The following is an 18114-nucleotide window of genomic DNA, read 5'->3' as shown; positions in this document are numbered from 1 at the left end:
ATTGCTCTCCGCATCGTCGGCGCTGCTGGAATCGGCTGCGACCGGGCCGTCGGCGTCGGCGCTCGGCGACGAGCTGAGCGGCTTCCTCGCGACCGTGGGTGTCGGCAGCTTCTATCTCGCCGTGTGGGGCCTGGTGTTCGCCGGCACGGCCCTGTTCGTCGGCGTCTTCATCCCGTTCCTCACCGGCGACTCGCTGCTGTTCGCCGCCGGCATCGTCGCCGCGAGCGCGGACGGCGTCTCGATCTGGGTGCTGGCGGCGGGAGTCGGGGTCGCCGCGTTCGCAGGCGACCAGGTCGGCTTTCTGCTCGGGCGGCGACTCGGCCGTCCGTATCTGGACAGCAAGGGCGGCCCGCGGACGAGGCGCGCCATAGCGCGAACGGAGCGCTTCTACGACCTGTTCGGCTGGTGGTCGGTGGTGATCGCCCGCTACATCCCGTGGGCGCGCGTCTTCATCCCGGTCATCGCAGGAATCGGCCGGATGGCGTACTGGCGCTTCGTCACCGCGAATCTCGTCGGCGCCATCGGCTGGGGCGTGCTCATTCCCGTCGCGGGATACCTGGCCGCGTCGAATCCCCAGATGCGCGTGGCGGCGTACATCGTCGCTGGACTGGCGATCACCGCATCCGTGATCGCGGGGATTCATGCGGTACGAGCGGACCGCGCAGTCCGCCGCGCGGCGCAGCTCGCCTCGCCGGCCGAGTAGCCGAGGGCCGGACGCGGACCGACGGAACGGCCTCAGGAAGCGGGGGCGAGCCGCTCGACGAGGTGGTCCACGAACCGGTTGAACGACCCGACCAGGTCGAACTTCGGGTTCAGCAGGTACTGGACCTCGAGTCCGTCCATGGTGGCGAGCAGCCACTCCGCCTCGTTCGCGATCTCCTGCTCGGTCATCGGACGGAACGCGCCCTCGTTGACCCCGTCCTCGAAGATGTGCCGCATGTCGGCGAGTGTCGCGTTGTACCGCTGGATCATGAAGGGACGAGCCGGATGATCCGGCGAAGTCGCCTCCGCCGCCATCTGGATGTAGAGCTCGAGCAGCCCCTTGTGGCGGACGTGGTACTTCATGAGCTTGCGGAACGCGTCCAGGTGGGCGAGGCCCCGTGTATCGGGGCCGATGACCTCTTCCGTCTCGTAGCCCCAGTGCTCGAGGACCGCGATCAGCAGCTGTTCCTTGCTGCCGAAGAGCTTCTCGATCGCTGCCGGCGTAACGCCCACCCGCTCGGCGACCTGCTGCAGAGTGCCGCCCTTGAATCCGTACTGCCCGAAGACGTCGACGGCAGCCTTCACCACCTGGAGGCGGCGGGCGATCCCGGGCTTGTACGGCCCTCGCAGCGCTCTGGCGGTCGTCGACATGTCGTAGAGCATAAGGGTCCATTCACCATTCACCGCAACTGCTACGGGTTGTGACGAGGTGGTTGAGCGCCCGATCAGGCCGTCCGTGATGCGATCGTTGTTTGCGCGAAAGGTGAAAGGTGACATACATTTGCCGCACGCACCTTGCAGCACTGTCGCTCGCGAGAGTGAAACTGAACACACAAAGGAGTTGTCGGTGAACAAGAGTCTTCTGAGGAGATTGCTTCCCGTGGCCGCAGCAGCCACGGCCTTGAGCCTCACGGCGTGCGCCGGTGGCGGAACGCAGTCGCAGAACAATGCGACGGGCCCGGTCGAGGAGCCCACCGAGGAGGTCACGATCTCCTACGCCACCTGGCAGACGGGTGACGAGATCAACGCCCTCAAGAAGGAGTTCGAGAAGGAGCACCCGAACATCACGGTCGAGTTCCGCAACGTGCCCGCCGAGAACATGGGGCAGACGCTCACCACGCAGATCGCGGGCAACAACCCGCCGGATGCCGCCTACGTCGACGCGAGCTCGGTCTCGGCGTTCGCCTCGCGTGGCGCCCTCGTGAACCTCGACAACTACATCGAGCGCAGCGACGTGGTCGACCCCGACGCCTACGTCGAAGTCTTCAGGACCTTCGTCACGTTCGAGGACAGCATGTACGGCCTCCCGATCGACGGCGAGTCGACGGCGCTCTTCTATCGGACCGACCTGTTCGAGGAGGCCGGCATCGACGGTCCGCCGACCACGTGGGAGGAGTTCGAGGAGGCCGCCGCCGCACTGACCAAGCCGTCGGAGAAGCAGTACGGCCTTGCCATGTTCGCGCCCGAAGCGGCGTACTACTGGTACCCGTTCCTGTGGCAGGCCGGGGGCGACGTGCTCGAGGGCGACGAGGTCGTCTTCGACTCGCCCGAGGCCACCGAGGCCGCCGAGTACTACGTCGGTCTGTCCGAGTACGCGGCACCGGACTACCTCAACGCCAACTCGTGGGACGGCCGCCTCGGCTTCTTCGAGGGCCAGGTCGCGATGTACATCGCAGGTTCCTGGTTCGCGGGCGTCACCATGGAGGAGGCGCCGGACATCGAGGGCAAGTGGGCGACCGCGAACCTTCCGGAGGGGCCTGCGGGCTGCGGCACGACGATCGCCGCCGACTCGCTGGTGGTGTTCGAGGGATCGGACAAGCAGGACGCCGCGTGGCTCTGGATCGAGTTCCTCTCGCAGCCGGAGAACCAGGCGCTGCTGACCTACGGCAGCCCGAACGGCACCCTGCTGCCCACCACCACGGAACTCCTCGAGGGCCCGGAGCTGGTCGAGGAGAAGCCGCTGCTCGAGGGCTTCGCTGAGGCGATGCAGTGCGGCGTCAACAACGTGGAGCAGAACCCGAAGGGCCCGCGGATCGAGGAGCAGCTGAACATCGAGCTCGGTCGCGCGATGTACGGCGAGATCACCGCGGAGGAGGCGCTCGCGAACGCGAAGGCCGCCGCCGAGGAGATCCTCGCGGAGTAGTTCGACCCAGGCCGCCGGCCCTGACCGGAGCGCTGCGTACCAGCGCGACTCTCGGGGCCGGCGGCGCCCTTTTGTCGACGTACAGTTGCGTTGACACCCCCGAATATCAGACGTTCAAAGGAGTTCGTCATGGCGGTCGACACCGCGACGACCACGAAGACGCCCGCTCCGGCAGGGGGGCGTCCAGGCACCTCACCCGCCGGATCCACTTCACCGCTCCGCAAGCCGCCGGGCGTGCTCACGCGGATGCGGCGCTCCTGGCGTGCGTACCTCTTCATCTCGCCGGGCCTCATCATCTTCTCGATCTTCACGATCTTCGCCCTGCTGTTCGCGTTCTATCTGACGTTCCACGAGTGGAACCTGATCCAGGCCGACAAGCCCTTCGTCGGACTGGACAACTACGCGCGGATGCTTGAGGACGAGAAGTTCCACCGCTCGATCGCCAACACCTTCTACTTCACCGGCGCCTCCGTGCCGCTCACGATGACGATCGGCTTCTTCATAGCGCTGCTGCTGAACCAGGGCATTCGCGGACGGGGCCTGTTCCGCACCCTCTTCTTCCTGCCGATCGTCACGCCATTCGTCGTGGTCGCGATCGTCTGGAAGTGGATCTACAACGGTGACTTCGGCCTTCTGAACTACTACCTGCTCGAGGCCGGCATCATCCGCGAGCCGCTGCTCTGGCTGGCCGACAAGGACCTGGCGATGCCGGCCGTCATCATGATGTCCGTCTGGTCCGGCATCGGGTTCTCGATGGTGATCTACCTCGCCGGCCTGCAGGGTATCCCGCAGGAGCTGCACGAGGCCGCGAAGGTGGACGGCGCGGGCAGCTGGCAGCGCCTGTGGCACGTGACCATCCCCCAATTGAGACCGACCACGCTGTTCCTGCTCGTCATGGGGATCATCGGCTCGCTGCAGGTGTTCACGCAGATCTACATCATGACCAAGGGCGGGCCGGTCGAGCGCACCACCACGATGGTGTACTTCATCTACCAGGCCGCCTTCAAGTTCTACGAGATGGGCTACGCCACCACGCTGGCCTTCGTGCTCTTCGCCATCACCCTCGTCTTCACCGCGATCCAGCTCAGGCTCTACCGGAGGGCAGAAGTATGACCACCGCAACCCCCGAGGTGCTGCACCCCGAGCGCCTTCAGCCGGAACCGTCCGATGTTCCCTCGCGGAGCGCCGGCAGCAAGAAGCGGCTCCGGCTCCGTTATGCGCTCATCTACCTCATCCTGGTGCCCGGGTCGATCGTCTTCGTCGCCCCGTTCGCTTGGCTCGTCAGCGCCTCCTTCCAGCACACCGGCGACATCTTCGAGTACCCGATCAACTGGATTCCGGAGAACCCGACGCTGGACGGCTACGTGGAGTTCTTCACCACCACCCCGGCGTTCCGGTGGTTCGCGAACAGCGCCTTCGTCGCCACGACGATCACGGCGCTGCAGCTGTTCCTCAACTCGATGTGCGCGTTCGCATTCGCCAAGCTGAAGTTCCCCGGTCGCGATGCGATCTTCCTGGTGATCCTCGCCACCATGATGATTCCCGGCCAGATGCTGCTGATCCCGAACTACGTGATCCTGCAGCACATCCCGTTCGCCGGCGGGAACGACCTGTTCGGCAACGGCGGCCACGGCCTGCTCGACTCGTACGCGGGGCTCATCGTCCCAGGCGTCGTCAGCGCCTTCGGCATCTTCCTGCTGCGCCAGTTCATGCACTCCATCCCGGACGAGCTGCTCGACGCGGCACGCATCGATGGCGCATCGGAGTTCCGCGTCTACTGGCAGGTGGTGCTGCCGCTGTGCAAGCCGGTGCTCGCGGCCACGGCCATCTTCACCTTCATGGCGGCGTGGGAGGACTTCCTGTGGCCGCTGATCATCATCTCCGACCCGGCGAAGTTCACGGCGCCGCTGGGGCTTGCGATGTTCGTCATGCGGAACCAGACGGACTGGGGCATGCTGCTGGCGGGATCCGTGATCGCGACTCTGCCCCTGCTGATCGTCTTCATCATCTTCCAGCGCCAGTTCGTGCAGGGCGTTGCGTTGAGCGGCATCAAGGGCTGATCGCAGAACCTCACGGAATGGGGAGCCGCCGGCATGTGCCGGCGGCTCCCCGTTCCGTCTCCGGCCCGAGCAGCGACGACCTCAACGCTGCGCGGCGGCCCGTTCGTAGTGATCGATATAGCGCATCGCCTCGATCCCCCGGTCGCGCACCTCGCGCAGCAGGGTCTCGGTCAGCGTCATGCCGGGATCACCGCGGAGGCTCGCCCAGTCATGCTGCAGGTACGACCAGACGAGGTCACGCTCCTCGATGAGGTCGAGGTTCCGGCGAAGCTCGCTCAGATACCCGTCGTGGTCGTCCCAGCCGAGCTCCTCCCGGAGCAGACAGTCCGCCCAACCGGTGACCCCATACTCGAGCAGGCCTGGGAAGCCCTGCAACGAGTACCAGAACGGCTGCACCTCGAGCGGAACCGGCTGCCAGTCGTGCTCGTTCCGCCCGTACGTTCGCAGGAACTCGATGCCGCACTCGTCGAGCACCTGCAGGATGTCCGGGCGGTCCGCCAAACCACGGTAATAGGTGTACGGGCCGGTGAGGCCGGTGCACCGGACGCCGAGGTGCTCCTCGAGCAGTTCGCTGGTGCGCGAGACCTCCTCGCGTGTCCGATCGAGGCTCCCGCCCAAGATGAGCTCCGTGCCGCGGGAGTTCCGCTGCACCAGGGTCTTCAGCGGCATGTGCGAGTAGGTGTGCTGCTGGATGTCGAAGAGCGGGTCGTCCACGAACTGCCCGAGGGCGTCGACGTTCCGCTCCAGCGTCTGCCCGAGCACGAACAGCGTGGCGGGCACGCCGTACTCGCGGTGCAGCTCCGCGGCCCGTCTCAAAAACGGCCGGGTGACCTCCGGATCCAGGTGCTCGACGTCGTAGCCGATCAGAAACGTCGGCATGACCCCGTCAGCCCATGCCGTCGGCGACGTACGAGAAGGCGTCGAACGCACTGGCCACGCTGCGGTACGGCCCAAGCTGCTCGTACGGCGGGGAATTCGGATAGCAGTACACCCCGCCGAGGTGCGCCTTGATGATCGCGGCCGCCTCGCCGCCGCTGGTCCAGCCGGGCTGGCGCACCACCAGCCATTCACCCTGAGCGTCCGCGGCGATCACCTCGTACGCCTCCGCATCCGTCGCGAATCCGCCCCTGTCCGTCACGATTCCACCCCCTCCGGCACGATAGCGACGACGGTCGCGACACGCCAACGGTGAACGAGCGTTCTCGGCGGCGTGTCTCTCAGGTGGCGAAACCGCTCGCGCCGCGGAGGCCGCGCGCGAGGCAGCGCTCCGCCTGGGCGCTCCGGGCGACCAGCGTTCCACGCCATGGGGAGTACGTGAACAGCGCGATCCCACGCCGGTTCGCCCTGACGACCACCGGCTCGGGGAAGCCGCTCAAGGAGAAGAGCAGCGGCCGCTTGCCGGTCGCCTTCGCGGCGTCCTCGAGCATGCCGAGCTCGACGTCCGGGGTCTCGGCCGTGAAGGCCCAGACCCTCGCGACGTAGCCGGAGGAGAGCACATGCGCCTGCTCGGCCGGGAGCGCCGGCGCCAGGTCGAACGTTCCCGCGGGCCGCAGGACGGTGGCGTCGAGCTCGCCGAGGTGGCGCATCCAGCCTGCTGCGACGTTCTGCGCCTGAACCGGCAGCAGGTCGGGAAACGTGTGGCGTGGGATCGGACGGCGCGGACCGGCCAGCCGCTCACGTCTCCGGTCGATGGCCGCGACCGCGTGACGATGCAGCTCAGCCTGCAACCGCAGCCGGAACGGGGGGATGCCGGCGCGATGCTGCGCGACCATCCCCGCGTACCGGACGGCGAGCTTCACACCGAAGCCGGACACGACCACTCCCGGCGCGGCGAGCAGCGAGGCAGCCGGCATGCCGAGCTGCGGCATAAGCAGCAGAGTCATCACCAGATTTCCGGTCCCGGTCGCCAACGCGGCAGCGGAGGCGACGGCGAGGGAGGCGTAAGGGGTCCGCACATGGCGCACGATGTCGTGCGCCGTCTCGACGCTCCAGACCTTGGCGTCGCGGGCGATGCCGGCCTCGATCGCCCAGGCCCAGTCATACCGCTCGGCCCAGGTGTTCGCGAGCGGCTCCGCCCGCTCCAGCAGCGCCTCGAGTCGCGCCTGGCTCTCCTCCCGGCGCTCGGCGTCGCGCGGGTTCCGGACGCGCTGCCCGGGCATCGTTTCGATCACCGCGCTCATCAGGCGCTCACCGCGGTTCGCGTGCGCAGTTCACGCTGGGCGAGCATGGCGATGTCCCGAAGCAGGTCGACGTCGACGGCCTCGCGCGGCCGCGGTTCGGCGGCGAGCACCGCGAGCGTGCCCACCGGCTGGCCGTCGGGCGAGTGCAACGGGTAGCCGGCATAGAACCGCAGGCCAAGCGCGGTGGCATGCATGCGGCGGAATCGACGATCGGCGGCCGTGTCGGACACGACGAAGGCGGTGCGCGAACCCAGCGCGTATTGACTGAGTGAGGCGCTTCGCGGCAGCTCGTGCACCTCCATTCCGGCCGATGCCAGCACCCGCTGGCGCTCCCCGTCGATCAGCGAGATCGTCGCCACGTCGGCACGGAACACCGACCGGGCCAGCTCCGCGATCTTGTCGAGCGCGCCGTGGGTCAGCGAAGTGCCCTTCTCGAGCTCTCGCACCGCACGGAGCCTCGCCGGCTCGTCCAGGAACGGCGGTGCGACGTCGGCGGCACGCTCCGCGAGCATCGGGGCAAGGTGAGCGGCGATCTCACCCGCCCAGACCCGGTAGTGCTCGGCGGTCGCGGACCTGTGCGAAGCGCAGCCACCCGCCGACATCGCGACGTGGCGTGCCTTCGGGAACTCCGAGCCGAGCGCCTGCAGCACCTCGTCCAGCCGCCGCGCGTGGCGGTCGAGGATCCGCCCGCCGCCGTTCTCGAGCAGCGGGATGGTCTGCACGGGCTGCATGCCGAGCAGCACCAGCCGTGCGTGCGACGAGGTGCGCGCCGACAGCTCTGTGAGGACCGCCCGCATGCGGGCACGGAAGGTGCGGGCGGGGAGCAGCCGCAGCGAGTCCGTCATCCCGAGGCTCACCACGATGGCGTCATAGGGGGCGATGAGCCGGCCTTCCAGTGCCGGAATCGCTGAGAGCGCGGTCATGCACTTGTCGGCGATGAGATCCACGTCGACACCGCGCAAGGTCCGGTCGCCGAGTTCTCTCGCCAGCTGGCCCGGCAGTGCGAGCTCGTGGCTGCGGGCACCCCAGCCCATGGCGGTGCCGCTTCCGAAGACGAGCACTCGATACGGGTCCGAGCCGGTGGAGTGGGCGAACGGGGCGTCGGTCGGACGCGGCACCTCGAGGAAGCTCCGATCGAGGATCGCGTGCCAGAGCCGGTCGACGACCGATCGCTGACGGATGGTGCTCACGATTCTTTCCCCCCAGAAAGCGCAGCATTGCGGCTGTACCCCGAGCCTATGTCGGCGCCCGCGGACCGTAAGCCCCCCATCCGGGGGCGTTTCGGCACGAACGGTGCCCTCCCCGCGCTTCCATTCGCGCTCGCGGCACGAGCGGTGTACCCCGGTGGCCCGATTGTCGGCACTTGCGCGGACACCGTGAGGGACGTCGCTTGCGTCGCCGTGGCGCATGGCGTGTGCGAGGCGGGGCCCGTATCATCCGGTTGAGCGTCCAACGTGGTCGTGCTCACGAAGCGGGAGGCAGCATCATGCGTCGAGGCGGAGGCATCAGCATCCTCGGGGTCATCTACCTCATCATCGGTGTGGTGGTCGCGGGCAATCAGGGCTACCTCGTCGACTGGACCAACCCCGGCAACGTGATCGAGGGACTGCTCGCGATCATCGTCTGGCCGGCGCTGCTCTTCGGCGTGGACCTGCACGGCCTCGTGCCCTGAGGAAGCCCGGTCATCGACCGGTCGGAAGAACCAGATCAGAGTCCGAGGTCAGGCTGCCTCCGGGGTCGCCCCCGCGCCCACCCTCGCCATGGCGCTCGCCTCGTCGGCCTTGCGTGCCGCGGCCATCGCCGCGCGTCCTGACGGCACGAGGAGCGCGACCACGAACACCACGATGGTGAGAATCCCGGCGACGATGAGCAGCGTCTCGACCTCGAACACGTCGGCGAGCGGCCCGAACGCGGTCATCCCGATCGGCGTGGCGAGCGCCATGACGATGCCGACGTAGCTGAACACCCGGCCATGCTTCTCCGGTTCGACCGTCTCCTGGAAGAGGGTCATGAACGGGGTGGAGAACAGCGGCACGAACAGGCCGAACAGGAACATGAAGGCGTAGAACACCCACAGGTTGGTGCTGAGCCCCAGTGCGACGGTGACCGCCCCGAAGCCGAAGGTCGACACGACGATCAGCGCCATCCGGCTGCGCTTGGCGAGGAGTGTGGAGACGAGCACGCCGCCCAGCAGCATCCCGATGCTGAAGGCGAGCTCGAGCACGGTCACCATCCACACCTCCGCGCCGAACGTCCTCGCGACCATGAGCGGGGTGATGAACGACGGAGCCACGGCCAGCAGGAAGATGATGGCGAAAACGATCAGCAGCCAGCGCACGATCGGGTGGTGGGCGATGTACCGCATGCCCTCCACCAGGTCCTGCCGATAGCTCGTCTCCTTCTCGGCGACCGCGGCGAGGGTCGGCACGGCGACGAAGGCGAGGATCCCGATGCCGATTCCCGCGGTGACCACGTCGATGAAGAACACCGGCACGATGCCCCAGATGCCGAACACCGCTCCCGCGGCCGCCGGCGCGAGCAGCGCCATCGCGGACTGGATGGTCGTGAAGATGCCGTTCACGCGCATGAGCTGATCGGCGGGCGTGATCTGCGGGATCATCGCCGACACAGCCGGTGTCTGCACCCCCGCCCCGAGGGAGCGGGCGGCGACGGCCAGCAGGATCAGCCAGAGGTCGGTGACCCCGGCGAGCATGAGCAGCGCGAGCACGAGGGTGACGACTGCGATGACACCGTCGGCCAGCATCACGAGGATCCGCCGGTTCATCCGGTCGGCGAGCACCCCGCCGAACAGCGACACGATGCCCTGCGGCAGGAACGCGACGATCGCGTAGAGCGCCACCGCGAGCCCCGACCGGGTCTCGAATGTGACGTACCACATGACGGCGTACTGAACGATCATCGACCCGAACAGGGAGATGGTCTGCCCGCTGAGGAACAGCGCGACGTTCCGCTTCCAGTGGGTGGGGATCGCCTGTTCTTGGGCGGGGGTCTGCTGCTGCTCGCTCATGATGTCCCGGGCTGGTCGGAGGGGAGGCGATGGAAGTGGTGTGCGCGACGGCGTTCCCGATGCTACGCGGGAGCTCCGACACTCGAACTGTCGTCCGCCTCGGCGGAGGGGGCGCGGGACGCCCGCGCGAGGGCGGCCCTCCCCGACGGCGCCCGCATCGCCAGCACCAGGACGATCGTCATGAGGACTCCGGCGGCCACCAGCAGCAGCTCGACGCTCACCAGATCGGCGAGCGGCCCGAACACCGCCATGCCCACCGGCACCGCAAGAGCGATGGCGATGCCGACGTAGCTGAACACCCGGCCGTGCTTCTCCGGCTCCACGATCTCCGCGAGGAGCGTCATGAACGGCGTTGAGAAGACCGGGACCATCAGCCCGAAGGCGAACATGAATCCGTAGAACGCCCACAGGTCCGGAGCGAGCCCGAGCGCGATGGTGCAGACGCCGAAGCCGAAGGACGACACGACGATCAGCGTCGCCTTGCCCCGCTTCGCGAGCACTGTCGACACCAGCGCTCCGCCCGCCAGCATGCCGACGCTGAAGGCGAGCTCCAGCACGGTGACCATCCACACCTCAGCCCCGAAGGTGCGGGCCACCAGCAGCGGGGTGATCATCGATGGGGCACCGGTGAGCAGCACGATGAACGCGAACACCAGGAGCAGCCAGCGCACCACCGCGTTGTGCCGGATGTACCGCATCCCCTCGACCAGGTCCTCACGGAAGCTCGTGGTGCTCTCGGCGACGGCGGCGAGCGTCTGCACGCGGACGCGGGCGAGGAAGCCGATCCCGACCACGGCCGTTGCCACATCGAGGAAGAACACCGGCACGATCCCGAGCAGCCCGAAGAGTGCACCGGCGGCGGCGGGCGCGATCAGCGCCATCGCGGACTGGATCGTCGCGAAGAGGCCGTTCACCCGCATCAGCTGGTCGGGCGGCGTCACCTGCGGGATCATCGCGGTCACCGCCGGCGTCTGCACACCGGCTCCGAGCGACCGGGCGGCCACCGCGAGGAGGATCACCCACATGTCGGTGACCCCGAGCAGCATCGCGGTCGCCAGCACCAGCGTGACTGCCGCGATGACGGCGTCCGCGCCGATCGCGAGGACCCGCCGGTTCATCCGGTCGGCCAGCACGCCGCCGAACAGCGACACGACCCCCTGGGGGGCGAACGCTGCGATGGCGTAGAGCGCCACTGCGAACCCTGAGCCGGTCTCGAAGGTGACGTACCACATCACCGCGTACTGCACGATCATCGACCCGAAGAGGGAGACCGTCTGCCCGGTGAGGAACAGCGCGACGTTGCGCTTCCACCGCTCGGGGATCTGCTGCTGCGGCTCCTGCGGGTCGCTGACGACGTCCGAGCCCCGTTCCGCGATGGCGCTTCCGGTCATGATGTTCACCTTCCTCCGCTGGGTCCCATGTGAACCCTCATTGATACGTCGAACGAGGACGGCGCGAATCGACATCACCGCGGAGATTCGGTCCCCCGGGGCGCAGTACGGTAAACGGGTGTCAAAGGTACTGAGCAAGCTTCCCGTCGGCGAACGCGTCGGCATCGCCTTCTCCGGCGGACTCGACACTTCGGTGGCGGTCGCCTGGATGCGTGAGAAAGGCGCGGTGCCCTGCACCTACACCGCCGACATCGGCCAGTACGACGAGCCGGACATCGACGCGGTGCCCGGCCGGGCCGGGCAGTACGGCGCCGAGCTGGCCCGGCTCGTCGACGCGAAGGGACCGCTGGTGGAGGAGGGTCTCGTCGCCCTGCAGTGCGGCGCCTTCCACATCCGCTCGGGCGGGAAGACGTACTTCAACACCACACCGCTCGGCCGCGCGGTGACCGGCACGATGCTGGTGCGCGCCATGCGCGAGGACGGCGTCGACATCTGGGGCGACGGATCCACCTACAAGGGCAACGACATCGAGCGGTTCTACCGGTACGGCCTGATGGCCAACCCGCGGCTGCGGATCTACAAGCCGTGGCTGGACGCGGAGTTCGTCGGTGAGCTCGGCGGCCGCCACGAGATGAGCGAGTGGCTCGTCGCGCGTGGCTTCCCCTACCGGGACTCCACGGAGAAGGCGTACAGCACCGACGCGAACATCTGGGGCGCCACCCACGAGGCGAAGCAGCTCGAGCACCTCGACTCCGGCCTCGACATCGTGTCGCCGATCATGGGCGTCCCCTCGTGGCGGGACGACGTCGAGATCGCGACCGAGGAGGTGTCCGTTCGCTTCGACGCCGGGCGGCCCGTGGCGATCAACGGGGTCGAGTTCGACGACCCGGTGGCGCTGGTCCGCGAGGCGAACGCGGTCGGCGGCCGCCACGGTCTCGGCGTCTCTGACCAGATCGAGAACCGCATCATCGAGGCGAAGAGCCGCGGCATCTACGAGGCGCCCGGGATGGCGCTCCTCCACATCACCTACGAACGCCTCCTCAACGCGATCCACAACGAGGACACGATCGCGAACTACCAGTTGGAGGGTCGCCGCCTCGGCCGGCTGCTGTACGAGGGCCGCTGGCTCGACCCGCAGTCCCTCATGCTCCGCGAGTCGATCCAGCGCTGGGTGGCCTCCGCGGTCACCGGCGAGGTGACGCTGCGGCTGCGCCGCGGCGACGACTACACCATCCTGAACACCAGCGGCCCGGCGCTAAGCTACCACCCCGACAAGCTCTCCATGGAGCGGGTGGGCGACGCGGCCTTCGGTCCGGACGACCGGATCGGGCAGCTCACCATGCGCAACCTCGACATCGCCGACTCGCGTGCCCGGCTCGAGCAGTACGCCGCGGCAGGGATCATCCCTGGTGCGACGGCGGCCCTGGTCGGCCGCCTTGAGCCGGAATCGGCCGAGATCATGGAGAACCCGGAAGTGGACCACGAGGCCGACCGGCTCGACCGCGCGACGGACGACCTGTCCGAGGGCGCCGCGTTCGACGCGGGCACCGACTGACGGACGGCACCGACAGGGGCGCCCGACCCGTGGCCACCGCCGGATCCTCCGCGATCGAGCCGATCCCGCGCAGGCTCGGCCCGACGCTGATCTCCGTCGCCGACTGGCTGTTCTTCCTCCTGGGCGCGGCCGCTGCGGGCTGGCTCGCCGTGCTCACGGTGCGGCAGATGATCTTCGGCGACGTGGGCGACTGGTGGCTGGTGCTCGTGCTCTGGCTGCTGCTGGCGTACCTGCTGCTCCCCCGCATCCACACCGCACTGGCGATCGTCTACGTGCCGGACTACTTCATCGGGCGCACGCGCACCTACGAGGGGCTGCTCGGCGACCCGGTCAACGTCGCGCTGAACGGCACGGATGAGCAGGTCCACGAGGGCATGCTCCGCGCCGGCTGGCACCTCGCGGACGAGCTCGGGTTCCGCAGCGGGCTGCGCATCGTCACGTCGACCCTTCGCCGGCGCTCGTACCCGAACGCACCGGTGAGCCCGCTGTTCCTCTTCGGGCGGATGCAGGAGTTCACCTATCAGCAGGAGGTCGAGGGCAACCCCGCCCGCCGCCACCACGTGCGGTTCTGGCGGACACCGGAGGGCTGGTACCTTCCGGGAGGCGCGACCGCCGACTGGCTCGCGGCGGGCACCTACGACCGCGGCGTCGGCCTCTCCTTCTTCACCCTGGCGTTCACCCACCGCATCGAGCAGAACATCGACGAGGAGCGCGACTACATCGTGCGGACTCTCCGCGAGGGGACGCCCGGCGTGGAGGTCGACGTGATCCGGCACTTCTCGTCCGGGTTCCACTCGCGGAACGGCGGCGGGGACGCCATCGTCACCGACGGGGACCTGCCGATCGTCGACCTCACCCGGCTCGCGGCCGACGAGCACCCGCTGCCCAGCGACGTCGCCGCTCCCCCGGCCCGCGCCGCGGAGATCGTGCGGAGGCTTCAGGACAGCGCGGCATCCAACCGCCTGAAGCGACCGATGACGCTGTACATCGCGTACGGGCTGATCGTGCTCCGGGCACTGACGGCCGGGGCGGCGGCGATCGCCGGACTGCTGGGTGGCATGAGCCCCATCTCGCTCGGTGACGCCGTGCCGTTCGCGGACGACACGACGCTCGGGCTGGCCGGCGTGCTGGCGTTCGCCGTCGTCTACCTGCTCGTAGCACAGGTGGCGTTCTGGGGAAGCCCGGCAGCCCGCTTCCTCGCGCTGTGCCTCAGCGTGCTGGCGATCACCGTGGGGCTGGCGAGCGAGCCGGCGGATGCGGAGGTGCTCGCCTCCCGCTTGCACATCGCCAATCTGGCGCTCGACATCGGCATCCTCATCACCCTCTCGGCAGGGGACGTGCGCGACTTCTCGATGCGTGCGGTGTGGCACCGCGGGGATCTGCGCAGGGAGCGGCGGGCCGCGAAAGCGCCACCGCACTCCTGAGGTTTCGCACCGCGGACTGTCGGTCCGGCCGTCGGGCACGCTTGAATGAAGCATGGCGAGCGGCAGCACACCGGCGGTCGAGGTCGAGGTCGGCCAGCACACGGTGCGGGTCACGAACCCGGATCGGGTCTATTTCCCGGCTCGTGGTGAGACGAAGCTCGACCTGGTCGACTACTACCGGTCGGTGGGCGACGGGATCGTGAACTCGCTCCGTGAGCGGCCATGCATGATGCACCGGTACCCCACCGGTGTGGCCGGCGAGAAGGTGCACCAGAAGCGGCTCCCCGCCGGTGCGCCGCCGTGGATGGAGACGGTGCGGGTGTTCTTCCCGCGCTTCAAGCGCACGGCCGACGAGCTGTGCGTCACGGAGCTCGCCCATGTGATCTGGGCGGTGCAGATGTCGACCGTGGAGTTCCACCCGTGGAACAGCCGCCGTGCCGACACCGAGAAGCCCGACGAGTGGCGGATCGACCTCGACCCCATGCCCGACTGCCCGTTCGACCGGGTGCAGCGGGTGGCGCACGTCGCCCAGGAGGTGCTCGACGAACTCGGCGCCGTCGGCTGGCCGAAGACCTCGGGCGGTCACGGACTGCACATCTACGTGCGCATCGCGCCGGAGCACGGCTTCTCCGACGTGCGGCGGGCCGCGCTCGCGTTCGCCCGCGAGGTGGAGCGGCGAGCTCCGGACGACGCGACGACCACCTGGTGGCGGCGGGATCGCGACCCGCGGCTCGTCTTCGTCGACTACAACCAGAACGCCCGCGACCACACGATCGCGGCGGCGTACTCCGTGCGCGGCAACCCTGAGGGAACGGTGTCGACGCCGATCCGCTGGGACGAGATCGCCGACGTGGACCCGCGCGACTTCACTCTCGCGACGGTGCCGAAGCGGTTCGCGGAGCTGGGCGACCTGCACGCCGGGCTCGACGACGCGGTGTTCGACCTCACGCCGCTGCTGGAGTGGGCGGAGCGGGACGAGCGGGAAGGCCACGAAGTGCCGCCGGAGCCCGAGGACCCCTGAGCAGCTCCCGCTGCCGGAGCCGACCCTTTCCGAGAGGTTCGTCGGAAGCATTCCGGCGCGGCGGCGGGCTGGGTAAGTTCTGGACTGCAAACATGGTCGAACCGAATGGAAAGGCGACACCCATGCTCGACATCATCGGAACCATCATCTTCGGCGCCATCATCGGCGCCCTTGCGCGGCTGTTCATGCGCGGCAAGCAGAACATCGGCATGCTCTGGACCATCATCCTCGGCATCCTCGGTGCGATCGTCGGGCAGTTGCTCGCCAACCTGCTCGGGGTTGGTGACACGGAGGGCATCGACTGGCTCCGGTGGATCATCTCCATCATCTGCTCGATCGTCTTCATCTCGATCTACCTCGCGGTGACGCGCAAGCAGCACCGGGACGTCCGCTGAGGCACGCCAGCCCCCGCTGACCCGCGTCACCCGGCCTGTCACCCGCCCGTGACAGGCTGAGCGGGTGACGAACACCCGCGGCGATGCCCTCGACATACTGCGCACGCTGGTCGGGCGCAGCGATGCCGACTTCCACGAGGGTCAATTCGAGGCGATCTCGGCGCTCGTCGACGAACGGCAGCGCGCGCTCGTCGTGCAGCGCACCGGGTGGGGCAAGTCCGCGGTGTACTTCGTTGCGACCTTGCTGCTGCGGCAGCGCGGTGCGGGCCCCACCGTCCTCGTGTCGCCGCTGCTGGCGCTCATGCGCGATCAGATCGCTGCGGCGGCTCGCGCTGGTGTGCGTGCGGTGGCCATCAACTCCACCAACCCGCACGAATGGGCGGACGTGCGGGCCGCTCTCGACGCCGACCAGGTCGACGTGCTGCTGGTCTCGCCCGAGCGGCTCAACAACCCGACGTTCCGCGAGGAGCAGCTGCCCGCCCTCGTGCGGAACGTGGGCATGCTCGTCGTCGACGAGGCCCATTGCATCTCGGATTGGGGGCACGACTTCCGCCCGGACTACCGCCGCCTGCGGGAGCTGATCACCGTGATCCCGGACGGCGTTCCGGTGCTTGCGACGACGGCGACCGCGAACTCACGGGTGGTGACGGATGTCGCGGAGCAGCTGTCTCCACCCCCAGCGGCCGCCGACCACGACGACGCCGCGGACCGGCACCCGGTCCACACCATCCGCGGCCCGCTCGCCCGCACATCGCTTCGACTCGGGGTGCTCACACTGCCCGACGCCGCGGCGCGGCTCGCCTGGCTGCTGACCCATTTGGGCGATCTCCCCGGCTCCGGCATCATCTACACCCTCACGGTGTCCGCCGCCGAGGACACTGCTCGCCTGCTGCGCGAGGCCGGTCACAACGTCCGCGCCTACACCGGCCAGACGGATCCCGGCGAGCGCGAGGCGTCCGAGGCGGCGCTGAAGGACAACGAGGTGAAGGCGCTCATCGCGACGAGCGCCCTCGGCATGGGCTTCGACAAACCCGACCTCGGCTTCGTGCTGCACCTCGGCGCACCGAGTTCACCCGTCGCCTACTACCAGCAGGTCGGCCGCGCCGGTCGCGCCACCGCCAACGCGGATGTGCTGCTCCTCCCTGGCCCGGAAGACCAGGCGATCTGGTCGTATTTCGCAACCGCCTCGATGCCCTCGCAACAGCTCGCGAACGCGGTGCTCGACGAGCTTGCGCTGGAGAACGGCGCCCCGCTGTCGACGCCCGCGCTGGAGGCACGCGTCAACATCCGCCGGACACGCCTCGAACTGCTGCTCAAGGTGCTCGACGTCGATGGCGCGGTGCGGAAGGTCCGTGGCGGATGGATCACCACAGGAGCGCCGTGGACCTACGACGCCGACCGTTACGAGCGCATCGCCGCCGAGCGCGTCGCCGAGCAGCAGCACATGCTGGAATACGAGCGCACAGGCTCGTGCCGCATGGAATACCTCCAGCGCACGCTCGATGACGAGACGGCGACACCGTGCGGTCGCTGCGACAACTGCGCGGGCGATTGGTTCCCGGCCGACGCGTCGGCGGATGCCGCCGCACGCGCCAACGCCTCGCTCGACCGGGTCGGTGTGCCGATCGAGCCGCGCGCACAGTGGCCCACCGCGGCCGAACGGCTCGGCGTGCCGGTCAAGGGCAATATTCCGCCGGCGGAACGCATGCTCGAGGGCCGTGCGCTCGCACGTCTCACCGACATCACCTCCGCGGGGCGCTGGTGTCGTGACCTGCTGGCCGCGAACGCGGCGGACGCGCCGGCCTCCCGGGAGCTGATCGCCGCGTGCATCCGCGTGCTCGCCGACTGGCCATGGGCCGAACGACCCGCGTCGGTGGCGGCGATGCCATCCCGATCCCGGCCGCTGCTGATCGAGTCGGTGGCGCGCGGCCTCGCCGAAGCGGGCAGGCTGCAGTACCTCGGTTCCCTGGAGTACGCAGGGCCCGGTCCCGCCGGGAAACCGGGCGGCAACAGCGCATACCGCCTCGCCGCGGTCTGGAGCGCGTTCACGCCTCCGACCGCGTTGGCCGAGACCGCTCCGACGGCTCCGATCCTGCTGATCGACGACTTCGCGGACTCCCGCTGGACGCTTACGGTCGCATCCCGCCAGCTGCGGCTGGCCGGGGCATCCGCTGTGCTGCCGTTCGCACTCGCCCTTCGCGGGTGACCCCGGAGC

At 68.7% G+C, this 18114-nt stretch carries 17 protein-coding genes; 10 read left to right on the top strand and 7 right to left on the bottom strand.

Translation table 11 applies throughout. From position 1 onward, the window contains the following. The first annotated feature begins 1 nt into the window (after position 1). Positions 2-703 carry a DedA family protein gene (locus ACFFGH_RS24385; protein ID WP_386673184.1) on the top strand — a complete coding sequence of 234 codons (702 nt, stop codon included), beginning with the start codon at positions 2-4 and terminating at the stop codon, positions 701-703. Between the two features lie 32 nt (positions 704-735). On the opposite strand, the gene ACFFGH_RS24380 is transcribed toward ACFFGH_RS24385, so the two are convergent. Then, entirely contained in the window at positions 736-1353 is a 618-nt protein-coding gene (locus ACFFGH_RS24380; protein WP_386673182.1) for a TetR/AcrR family transcriptional regulator, read from the bottom strand. Positions 1354-1549: 196 nt separating this feature from the next. Here ACFFGH_RS24380 and ACFFGH_RS24375 point away from each other — a divergent pair, with 196 nt between their 5' ends. From ACFFGH_RS24375 to ACFFGH_RS24365, 3 genes are all read left to right on the top strand, one after another. Further along, positions 1550-2845, top strand: a complete 1296-nt coding sequence (locus ACFFGH_RS24375) for an ABC transporter substrate-binding protein (protein WP_386673180.1) — start codon at positions 1550-1552, stop codon at positions 2843-2845. Between the two features lie 129 nt (positions 2846-2974). After that, entirely contained in the window at positions 2975-3958 is a 984-nt protein-coding gene (locus tag ACFFGH_RS24370; RefSeq protein WP_386673178.1) for a carbohydrate ABC transporter permease, read from the top strand. Beyond that, entirely contained in the window at positions 3955-4905 is a 951-nt protein-coding gene (locus tag ACFFGH_RS24365) for a carbohydrate ABC transporter permease (RefSeq protein ID WP_386673176.1), read from the top strand. The genes ACFFGH_RS24370 and ACFFGH_RS24365 overlap by 4 nt, the downstream gene beginning before the upstream one ends. Before the next feature lie 81 nt (positions 4906-4986). On the opposite strand, the gene ACFFGH_RS24360 is transcribed toward ACFFGH_RS24365, so the two are convergent. The 4 genes from ACFFGH_RS24360 to ACFFGH_RS24345 all read right to left on the bottom strand — a co-directional run bounded on the left by ACFFGH_RS24360 (position 4987) and on the right by ACFFGH_RS24345 (position 8275). Further along, on the bottom strand, positions 4987-5784 hold the full coding sequence (locus ACFFGH_RS24360) for a polysaccharide deacetylase family protein (protein WP_386673171.1): 798 nt from the start codon (positions 5782-5784) through the stop codon (positions 4987-4989). 7 nt (positions 5785-5791) lie between these two features. Further along, positions 5792-6043, bottom strand: coding sequence for a hypothetical protein (locus ACFFGH_RS24355; RefSeq protein ID WP_386673170.1), 252 nt, complete (start codon positions 6041-6043; stop codon positions 5792-5794). A gap of 79 nt (positions 6044-6122) precedes the next feature. Beyond that, positions 6123-7085: a hypothetical protein gene (locus ACFFGH_RS24350; protein ID WP_386673168.1), complete on the bottom strand. Its 963-nt coding sequence runs from the start codon at positions 7083-7085 to the stop codon at positions 6123-6125. Then, positions 7085-8275, bottom strand: coding sequence for a GAF domain-containing protein (locus tag ACFFGH_RS24345; protein WP_386673167.1), 1191 nt, complete (start codon positions 8273-8275; stop codon positions 7085-7087). The genes ACFFGH_RS24350 and ACFFGH_RS24345 overlap by 1 nt, the downstream gene beginning before the upstream one ends. A gap of 296 nt (positions 8276-8571) precedes the next feature. Between ACFFGH_RS24345 and ACFFGH_RS24340 the strand changes: the two genes are divergently transcribed. After that, positions 8572-8757, top strand: a complete 186-nt coding sequence (locus ACFFGH_RS24340; RefSeq protein ID WP_386673165.1) for a hypothetical protein — start codon at positions 8572-8574, stop codon at positions 8755-8757. Between the two features lie 48 nt (positions 8758-8805). Here the strand turns inward: ACFFGH_RS24340 and ACFFGH_RS24335 are convergent, their stop codons facing one another. Both ACFFGH_RS24335 and ACFFGH_RS24330 read right to left on the bottom strand, forming a co-directional pair. After that, entirely contained in the window at positions 8806-10113 is a 1308-nt protein-coding gene (locus tag ACFFGH_RS24335) for an MFS transporter (protein ID WP_386673163.1), read from the bottom strand. 62 nt (positions 10114-10175) lie between these two features. Further along, entirely contained in the window at positions 10176-11504 is a 1329-nt protein-coding gene (locus ACFFGH_RS24330; RefSeq protein ID WP_386673162.1) for an MFS transporter, read from the bottom strand. A gap of 118 nt (positions 11505-11622) precedes the next feature. On the opposite strand from ACFFGH_RS24330, the gene argG reads away from it, so the two are divergent. The 5 genes from argG (at position 11623) to ACFFGH_RS24305 (ending at position 18105) form a co-directional block, all read left to right on the top strand. Next, the gene (gene argG, locus ACFFGH_RS24325; protein WP_386673160.1) at positions 11623-13059 is read left to right on the top strand and encodes an argininosuccinate synthase; all 1437 of its coding nucleotides are present in this window, start codon (positions 11623-11625) and stop codon (positions 13057-13059) included. Between the two features lie 29 nt (positions 13060-13088). Continuing rightward, a complete protein-coding gene (locus tag ACFFGH_RS24320) occupies positions 13089-14483 on the top strand; it encodes an LssY C-terminal domain-containing protein (protein WP_386673159.1) in 1395 nt (464 codons plus the stop codon). 52 nt (positions 14484-14535) lie between these two features. Then, entirely contained in the window at positions 14536-15504 is a 969-nt protein-coding gene (gene ligD / locus ACFFGH_RS24315) for a non-homologous end-joining DNA ligase (RefSeq protein ID WP_386673157.1), read from the top strand. A 122-nt stretch (positions 15505-15626) separates the two neighbouring features. Continuing rightward, complete coding sequence (locus ACFFGH_RS24310; protein ID WP_386673155.1) at positions 15627-15899, top strand: GlsB/YeaQ/YmgE family stress response membrane protein; 273 nt, start codon at positions 15627-15629, stop codon at positions 15897-15899. A 64-nt stretch (positions 15900-15963) separates the two neighbouring features. Further along, positions 15964-18105 (top strand): RecQ family ATP-dependent DNA helicase, encoded by a 2142-nt coding sequence (locus ACFFGH_RS24305; protein ID WP_386673154.1) that lies wholly within the window; start codon positions 15964-15966, stop codon positions 18103-18105. The last annotated feature ends 9 nt before the right edge of the window (positions 18106-18114 follow it).

The organism is Lysobacter korlensis (assembly GCF_042434515.1).
The sequence above is the reverse complement of the archived record's forward strand: the minus strand, read 5'-3'. Positions and strand labels throughout refer to the sequence as shown.

Bases quoted from the DNA above. Each gene is read 5' to 3' on its own strand.
- ACFFGH_RS24340 (WP_386673165.1), top strand. From the start codon at position 8,572: ATGCGTCGAGGCGGAGGCATCAGCATCCTCGGGGTCATCTACCTCATC.
- ACFFGH_RS24335 (WP_386673163.1), bottom strand. From the start codon at position 10,113: ATGAGCGAGCAGCAGCAGACCCCCGCCCAAGAACAGGCGATCCCCACC.
- ACFFGH_RS24365 (WP_386673176.1), top strand. From the start codon at position 3,955: ATGACCACCGCAACCCCCGAGGTGCTGCACCCCGAGCGCCTTCAGCCG.
- ACFFGH_RS24370 (WP_386673178.1), top strand. From the start codon at position 2,975: ATGGCGGTCGACACCGCGACGACCACGAAGACGCCCGCTCCGGCAGGG.
- ACFFGH_RS24360 (WP_386673171.1), bottom strand. From the start codon at position 5,784: ATGCCGACGTTTCTGATCGGCTACGACGTCGAGCACCTGGATCCGGAG.
- ligD (WP_386673157.1), top strand. From the start codon at position 14,536: ATGGCGAGCGGCAGCACACCGGCGGTCGAGGTCGAGGTCGGCCAGCAC.
- ACFFGH_RS24310 (WP_386673155.1), top strand. From the start codon at position 15,627: ATGCTCGACATCATCGGAACCATCATCTTCGGCGCCATCATCGGCGCC.
- ACFFGH_RS24350 (WP_386673168.1), bottom strand. From the start codon at position 7,085: ATGAGCGCGGTGATCGAAACGATGCCCGGGCAGCGCGTCCGGAACCCG.
- ACFFGH_RS24330 (WP_386673162.1), bottom strand. From the start codon at position 11,504: ATGACCGGAAGCGCCATCGCGGAACGGGGCTCGGACGTCGTCAGCGAC.
- ACFFGH_RS24380 (WP_386673182.1), bottom strand. From the start codon at position 1,353: ATGTCGACGACCGCCAGAGCGCTGCGAGGGCCGTACAAGCCCGGGATC.